The organism is Pseudomonas sp. G5(2012), from assembly GCF_000408945.1.
Lineage (GTDB): Bacteria > Pseudomonadota > Gammaproteobacteria > Pseudomonadales > Pseudomonadaceae > Aquipseudomonas > Aquipseudomonas umsongensis.
This window is the reverse complement of record NZ_APIO01000184.1, coordinates 1-7,568: the sequence shown is the minus strand read 5'-3', so window position 1 is coordinate 7,568 and position 7,568 is coordinate 1. Positions and strand designations below refer to the sequence as shown.

6 protein-coding genes are annotated in these 7,568 nt (G+C 61.8%); 1 reads left to right on the top strand and 5 read right to left on the bottom strand.

Annotated elements, in window-relative coordinates; translation table 11 throughout:
* Nucleotides 1-31: 31 nt before the first annotated feature.
* The 5 genes from hslU to PG5_RS32080 form a co-directional block, all read right to left on the bottom strand.
* Nucleotides 32-1,369 carry an ATP-dependent protease ATPase subunit HslU gene (gene hslU, locus PG5_RS32100; protein ID WP_020801248.1) on the bottom strand — a complete coding sequence of 446 codons (1,338 nt, stop codon included), beginning with the start codon at nt 1,367-1,369 and terminating at the stop codon, nt 32-34.
* Nucleotides 1,370-1,423: 54 nt separating this feature from the next.
* Nucleotides 1,424-1,954, bottom strand: coding sequence for an ATP-dependent protease subunit HslV (hslV, locus tag PG5_RS32095; protein ID WP_020801247.1), 531 nt, complete (start codon nt 1,952-1,954; stop codon nt 1,424-1,426).
* A 232-nt stretch (nt 1,955-2,186) separates the two neighbouring features.
* Entirely contained in the window at nt 2,187-2,897 is a 711-nt protein-coding gene (locus tag PG5_RS32090) for an SPOR domain-containing protein (protein ID WP_008058118.1), read from the bottom strand.
* Between the two features lies 1 nt (nt 2,898).
* Nucleotides 2,899-4,635 (bottom strand): arginine--tRNA ligase, encoded by a 1,737-nt coding sequence (argS, locus tag PG5_RS32085; protein ID WP_033044373.1) that lies wholly within the window; start codon nt 4,633-4,635, stop codon nt 2,899-2,901.
* 236 nt (nt 4,636-4,871) lie between these two features.
* Complete coding sequence (locus PG5_RS32080; protein WP_020801245.1) at nt 4,872-7,091, bottom strand: primosomal protein N'; 2,220 nt, start codon at nt 7,089-7,091, stop codon at nt 4,872-4,874.
* Nucleotides 7,092-7,266: 175 nt separating this feature from the next.
* Here PG5_RS32080 and rpmE point away from each other — a divergent pair, with 175 nt between their 5' ends.
* Nucleotides 7,267-7,485 carry a 50S ribosomal protein L31 gene (gene rpmE, locus PG5_RS32075; RefSeq protein ID WP_008047849.1) on the top strand — a complete coding sequence of 73 codons (219 nt, stop codon included), beginning with the start codon at nt 7,267-7,269 and terminating at the stop codon, nt 7,483-7,485.
* The last annotated feature ends 83 nt before the right edge of the window (nt 7,486-7,568 follow it).

Below are 7,568 nucleotides of genomic sequence, written 5' to 3'. Positions count from 1 at the left end.
GCAAGCCGGCTCCTACAAGGAATCACATGACCTACAGGATATAACGGGACAGGTCTTCGTTCTGCGCCAATTCGCCCAGGTGGCTGTTGACGTAGTCGGCGTCGATCTGGATTACCTTGTCATCATGGACGCTGGCCAGGTCGCCGGCACTGAAAGACACTTCTTCCAGCAGGCGTTCAAGCAAGGTGTGCAGGCGACGCGCACCGATGTTTTCGGTTTTTTCGTTGACCTGCCAGGCGATCTCGGCAATGCGCTTGATCCCGCTCGGCAGGAATTCGATACCCAGGCCTTCGGTTTTCAGTAGCGCGCAATATTGCTCGGTGAGCGAGGCGTGGGGCTCGCTGAGGATGCGTTCGAAATCTTCCGGGCTCAGGGCCTTGAGTTCGACACGGATCGGCAGTCGACCTTGCAGCTCCGGCACCAGGTCGCTTGGCTTGCTCAGGTGGAAGGCGCCGGAGGCGATGAACAGGATGTGGTCGGTCTTGACCATGCCCAGCTTGGTGTTGACGGTGCAGCCTTCGATCAGCGGCAGCAAGTCGCGCTGCACGCCTTCGCGGGATACATCGACACCGCCGGAGTTGCCGCGCTTGGCGACCTTGTCGATTTCGTCGATGAACACGATGCCGTGCTGTTCGACTGCTTCCAGGGCCTTGGCTTTCAACTCGTCATCGTTGACCAGGCGGCTGGCTTCTTCGTCGCGCACCATCTTCAGCGCTTCTTTGACCTTGAGCTTGCGGGCTTTCTTCTTGCCCTTGCCCATGTTGGCGAACAGGCTCTGCAGCTGGTTGGTCATTTCTTCCATGCCCGGTGGCGCGGAGATGTCGACGCCGGCCATTTCGGCGACTTCGATTTCGATCTCCTTGTCGTCCAGCTGGCCTTCGCGCAGGCGCTTGCGGAACAGTTGGCGGGTATTGGAGTCCTGGGTCGGGGCGTCGTCGCTGCTGAAGCCCATGCGTGCAGGAGGCAGCAGGGCGTCAAGGATGCGCTCTTCGGCAGCGTCTTCGGCGCGGTGGCGCACTTTGACGATTTCCTGTTCGCGCAGCAGCTTGATCGCGGCATCGGCCAGGTCACGAATGATCGATTCGACATCACGGCCGACGTAGCCGACTTCGGTGAACTTGGTGGCTTCGACCTTGATGAAAGGCGCGTTGGCCAGTTTCGCCAGGCGACGTGCGATCTCGGTCTTGCCGACACCGGTCGGGCCGATCATCAGGATATTCTTGGGTGTGACTTCAACTCGCAGTTCTTCAGGCAACTGCATGCGGCGCCAGCGATTGCGCAGGGCAATGGCGACGGCGCGCTTGGCATCGTCCTGGCCGATGATATGGCGATTGAGTTCGTGGACGATTTCACGGGGAGTCATGGACATAATATTTAATGGACCTCAAGCAAGAATGAGCCGTGGCGCGGGGCCAAATCAGGCTTACTCGGCGCAGTCCTGCTCCTCAATGGTCTGGGTGTGGTTGGTGAATACACAGATGTCGCCGGCAATGCCGAGAGCGGTCTCGACGATCTCCCGGGCCGACAGGTCGGTTTTCTTCAGCAGTGCGCTGGCGGCGGCCTGGGCGTAACCGCCGCCGGAACCCATGGCGATCAGGCCTTCTTCGGGTTCGACCACGTCGCCGTTACCGGTGATGATCAGGGAGGCGTCTTTGTTGGCAACCGCGAGCATGGCTTCGAGGCGGCTCAGGGAACGATCGGTACGCCATTCCTTTGCGAGCTCGACAGCGGCGCGTACCAGGTGACCCTGATGCTTTTCAAGTTGGCCTTCGAAGCGTTCGAAGAGGGTAAAGGCGTCAGCGGTGGCACCGGCAAAACCGGCAATGACCTGGCCGTGGTACAGGCGACGAACTTTTTTCGCGTTGCCTTTCATCACGGTATTGCCAAGGGAAACCTGGCCGTCGCCGCCCATGACGACTTTGCCGTGGCGGCGAACTGAAACGATGGTGGTCAAGGGAAGAGTCTCCACGCTGCGGGGCGAAAATGCCGTATGCCCATTCATATGGGGGTGGTGGAGTGGATTTCAACTGTGGGTGTTGGCAGGAGACGAGTGGTGTTGCGCAGCGGTGATCGTTCCCACGCTCCGCGTGGGAACGCCTCAAGGGACGCTCCGCGTCCAGTGACGCGGAGCGTCACGGGCTGCATTCCCACGCGGAGCATGGGAACGATCAGCGGCCTTGGTGGAATCAGCGATTCTGGCGTTGTTGTAACAACAAATTGCTGAAGCCGGCGCCGGCCAGTTGTTTCTGTGCCGTGGTCAGTTGCTCACGGTTACTGAACGGACCCACTAATACCCGATACCAGGTCTCGTCCTTCACCGTACCCGATTCAACCGCCACCGCCTGGCCAAGCAGGATGATTTGCGCCCGCACCTTGTCCGCGTCAGCCTCCTTGCGGAACGATCCGGCCTGCAGGAAGAACTTGGTCACCGGTGCGGCCTTGGCCACCGGTGGCGCTGGCGGCGGCGTAATGCCCGCCAGCGCTGCCTGGGCACGGGCGGTATCGATCTTCGCCGCTTCCGCCGGTGTAACCGGCGTTGTCGGAATGGCCGGTACCTGCGGCGTCGGCAGGGTTTTTTCCGGCACGGCATCCGGTGGCACGATCACTTCCGATTCCGGCAACAGGGTGTAGAAGTCGTATTTCGGCTTCACCGGTTGCGTCGGACTCGGCGGGGTCTTGTTGGCCTCGGCGATCTTGGTGGCTTTCTGTTGCTGCTCGACTTTCTCGCGCTTGACCGTGTCGCTGCCCTTGCCGGGCTCCAGCTTCATCAGGAATACGATGAAAGCACCGACCGTCAGGCCGATGGCCATCCACAGCCATCCCGGGATCGGTTGCTTCGCTGGAGCTTGGTAACGGCTGGCGCCACGCTTGGGTGCAGGTTTTTTCTTGGCAGCCAACTTACATACGCTCCAGAGTTTCCAGGCCCAAGAGTTCCAGGCCTTGTTTGAGAGTGCGTCCGGTCAGCGCGGCGAGGCGCAGACGGCTCTGCATTTGTTCCGGGGTATCGGCGGCGAGGATCGGGCAGTTCTCGTAGAAGCTGGAGAACAGGCCGGCGACGTCATACAGGTAGGTGCAGAGGATGTGCGGGGTGCCTTTCTCGGAAACGTTGTTCAGCACCTCGCCAAACTGCGCGAGTTTTGCCGCCAGTTCAAGTTCGTGCGGGGCTTCGAGAACGATCTGGCCTTCGACTTCGCTGAAGTCCTTGCCGAGTTTGCGGAACACGCCAGCCACGCGGGTGTAGGCGTACAGCAGGTACGGGGCGGTGTTGCCCTCGAAGTTCAGCATCAGGTCGAAGTTGAAGCTGTAGTCGCTGGTGCGGTGCTTGGACAGGTCGGCATATTTCACCGCACCGATACCCACCACCTTGGCGATGTTGCGCAGCTCGGCTTCGGCCAGCTCCGGGTTCTTGTCCTTCACCAGTGTGTAGGCGCGCTCCTGGGCTTCTGTCAGCAGGTCGATCAGCTTCACGGTGCCGCCGTCACGGGTCTTGAACGGGCGACCGTCAGCGCCGTTCATGGTACCGAAGCCCATGTGTTCCATTTCCATCGGGTGCGTCACGAAGCCCGCTTTACGGGCGACTGCGAACACTTGCTGGAAGTGCAGGGCTTGACGCTGGTCGACGAAGTACAGGGCGCGATCGGCCTTGAGCGTGCCGCTGCGGTAGCGCACGGCGGCCAGGTCGGTGGTGGCGTACAGGTAGCCTCCGTCGGCCTTGACGATGATCACGGGCAGCGGGTCGCCGTCGGCGTTCTTGAACTCGTCGAGGAACACGCACTGGGCGCCGTTGCTCTCGACCAGCATGCCGGCGGCCTTCAGGTCGTTGACCACATTGATCAGGTCGTCGTTGTAGGCGCTTTCGCCCATCACGTCGGCCATGGTCAGCTTGACGTTCAGCAGCTCGTAGATTTTCTGGCAGTGGGACAGCGAGATGTCCTTGAACTTGGTCCACAGTGCCAGGCAATCGGGATCGCCAGCCTGCAGCTTGACCACCAGGCCACGGGCGCGGTCGGCGAACTCTTCGGATTCGTCAAAGCGCCCTTTGGCGGCGCGATAGAAGTTTTCCAAGTCCGACAGTTCGTCGCTGGTGATCGGGTTTTCCTGCAGGTAAGCCATCAGCATGCCGAACTGGGTGCCCCAGTCGCCGACATGGTTCTGCCGGATCACTTCGTCACCGAGGAATTCCAATACGCGGGCTACGCCGTCGCCAATGATGGTCGAGCGCAAGTGGCCGACGTGCATCTCTTTGGCCAGGTTCGGTGCCGACAGGTCGACCACGGTGCGCTGTACCGGGCCAGCCTTGCGTACGCCGATGTGTTCATCGGCCAGGGCGGCGTCCAGGCGAGTGGCCAAGGCCTGGGTGTTCTGGAAGAAGTTCAGGAAGCCAGGGCCGGCGATTTCGGCCTTCGAGACGTTCTCGTCAGCCGGCAGGGCCGCGATGATTTTTTCCGCCAGGTCGCGCGGTTTCATGCCCGCAGGCTTGGCCAGCATCATGGCGATGTTACTGGCGAAGTCGCCGTTTTTCTTGTCGCGAGAGTTTTCAACCTGGATCGCCGGCGACAGGCCTTCAGGCAACACACCTTCGTTGACGAGTTGGGTGATGGCTTGTTGGATCAGCTGGCGAATGGTGTCTTTCATGGTCTTCTCTTTCGACCGCAGGCGCGGCGGCGCATCAATGCGCTGGTGGAAAAACTGGGCATTATCCGTTGCCGAGGCGACCTTGCCAACCATGGCTGGCAGGTTATGGATATGCGGTGACAAATCGGGCCCCTTCGCGAGCAGGCTCGCTCCCACAGTAGATCAAGGGTGTGCATAAACTCTGCATTCACCTTAACCCCTGTGGGAGCGAGCCTGCTCGCGAAGGCGACTTGCGATCAATACAAATCGACGGGATCGACATCCAGCGACCAGCGCACCGCCCGCCCGCTTGGCATCTGCTCCAGCACCAACAGCCAGCTGGCAAGCAACCGGTGCAGCGGTGCCCGGGCCGTAGCCTGTAACAACAACTGGGCACGATAACGCCCGGCGCGTCGCTCCATCGGTGCAGGTACCGGCCCGAGCAGTTCGATTGCGCTCAGATTCTGTTCGGCGAGCAAGCGCTCGGCCTCGCTGCAGGCCTCATCGAGGAACCCTTCGGCCTGTCCGGGCTTGTGGGCCTCGGCGCGCAGCAATGCCAAATGCGCAAACGGCGGCAAGCCGGCTGCGCGACGTTCACTCAAGGCCTGCTCGGCAAAGGCGAAGTAACCCTGTTCGGTCAACTGCACCAGCAGCGGGTGGTCGGCCAGGTGTGTCTGGATGATCACCTTGCCCGGCTCTTCCGCCCGGCCTGCTCGACCGGCGACCTGGACAATCAGTTGCGCCATGCGCTCACTGGCGCGGAAGTCGCCGGAGAACAGCCCGCCGTCCGCATCCAGGATCGACACCAGGGTGACCCGTGGGAAGTGGTGGCCCTTGGCAAGCATCTGCGTGCCGACCAGGATGCACGGCTGCCCTTTGTGGATGGTGGCGAACAACTGGTTCATCGCGTCCTTGCGCGACGTGCTGTCGCGGTCGACCCGCAAGACCGGATAGTCCGGGAACAGGATTCCCAGGCGTTCCTCGGCCCGTTCGGTGCCGGCCCCCACGGGGCGCAGGTCGACCTTGTTGCACTTGGGGCACTGGCGCGGTACGCGTTCGACGTAGCCGCAATGATGGCAACGCAGTTCGCCGTAGCGCTGGTGCACCGTCATGCGCGCATCGCAGCGTTGGCACTCGGACATCCAGCCGCAGTCATGACACAGCAGGGTTGGGGCAAAGCCGCGGCGGTTGAGGAACACCAGCACCTGCTGGCCGGCAGCGAGGGTCTGGCCGATGGCTTGTTGCATGGGCCCGGAAATGCCGCTGTCCAGTGGACGGCTTTTCACGTCCAGGCGTAGGAAGCGCGGTTGTTTGGCGCCGCCGGCACGCTCGTTCAGCCGCAGCAGGCCATACCGGCCGGTGTAGGCGTTGTGCAGGCTTTCCAGTGAGGGCGTGGCAGAGCCCAGGACAATCGGAATGTTTTCCTGGCGTGCCCTGACCAGCGCCAGGTCGCGGGCGTGATAGCGCAAGCCTTCCTGCTGTTTATAGGAACCATCGTGTTCTTCGTCGATGATGATCAGCCCCGGGTTTTTCATCGGCGTGAACAGCGCCGAGCGGGTGCCGATAATGATGTCGGCTTCACCATCGCGGGCGGCGAGCCAGGCCTCGAGACGTTCGCGATCATTGACCGCCGAGTGAATCAGCGCGATACGCGCGTTGAAACGTTGCTCGAAGCGCGCCAGGGTCTGCGGGCCGAGGTTGATTTCCGGGATCAGTACCAGTGCTTGCTTGCCGGCCTCCAGGGTTTCGCGAATCAGCTGCAGATAGACTTCGGTCTTGCCGCTGCCGGTGACACCGGCCAACAGAAACGCATGATAACTGTCGAACCCTGAGCGAATCGCTTCATAGGCGGCGCGTTGCTCCGGGTTGAGCGGCAGCTCCGGTTGGGCCAGCCAGTGATCATGCCGGGCTCCGGGGGCGTGCCTGCGAATGTCGACCTGGACCAGTTCCTTGGCCAGCAACAGGTCGAGGCTGTCCTTGCTCAGCATCAGCTTGCTCAATAGCTGATGGGCAACGCCGTGGGGGTGCTGGGCCAGCGTTGCCAGGGCTTCGCGCTGGCGCGGGGCGCGGGCGATGCGCGGGTCATCGAGGCTGGCGCCCGGCGCAGCGGACCAGAAGCGCTCCTGGCGCGCCTCAGCCAGTTCGCCCTGGCGCAGCAATACCGGCAGTGCCCAGCTCAAGGTGTCGCCGAGGCTATGCTGGTAATACTGCGAGGTCCACAGGCAAAGCTTGAACAGCGCGGGCGGCAAGGGCGAAGTTGCGTCAAGCAGTGCGAGGGCGGGTTTGAGTTTTTCCGCCGGCACTTCGCTGGTGTCGGCGACCTCCACCAGAATCCCGATCATCTCCCGCCGGCCGAACGGCACCCGCAAGCGCATACCGGGGTGCAACTGCGCACGCAGAACGCCAGCCGGCGCCCGGTAGTCAAACAGGCGGCGCAGGGGCGAAGGCAGGGCGAGGCGCAAAATGGCGTCGGGCACGCGGGGGGATCTCGATAGACGGTACAAAGGATGACTCAGGGCCGGGAGCCTAGCAGACGACCGGTTTGAGGGACAGCTTGCGTGATTGGCATTGTCTGGTAGAATCCGCGGCCTAATTACGTGCGGTATTCAACAATAGTGTTGGGTGGCGGCACGCTAGCCCGAGGAAGACACCATGAAAGCTGATATCCATCCAGAATACCCAGCAGTTGCTGTTACCTGCAGCTGCGGCAACAAGTTCGAAACTCGTTCGACCTTCGGCAAAGCCCTGGCGATCGACGTTTGCAACGAATGCCACCCGTTCTACACCGGTAAGCAGAAGACTCTGGACACTGGCGGCCGCGTTCAGCGCTTCGCAGACCGTTTCGGTGCTTTCGGTGCGAAAAAGGCCTAAGGCCGATCATCATGGGAAAACGCTGCAGTTTTCCCATGCTGATGAAAAAGGCGTCCCTCGGGACGCCTTTTTTGTGTGCGCCC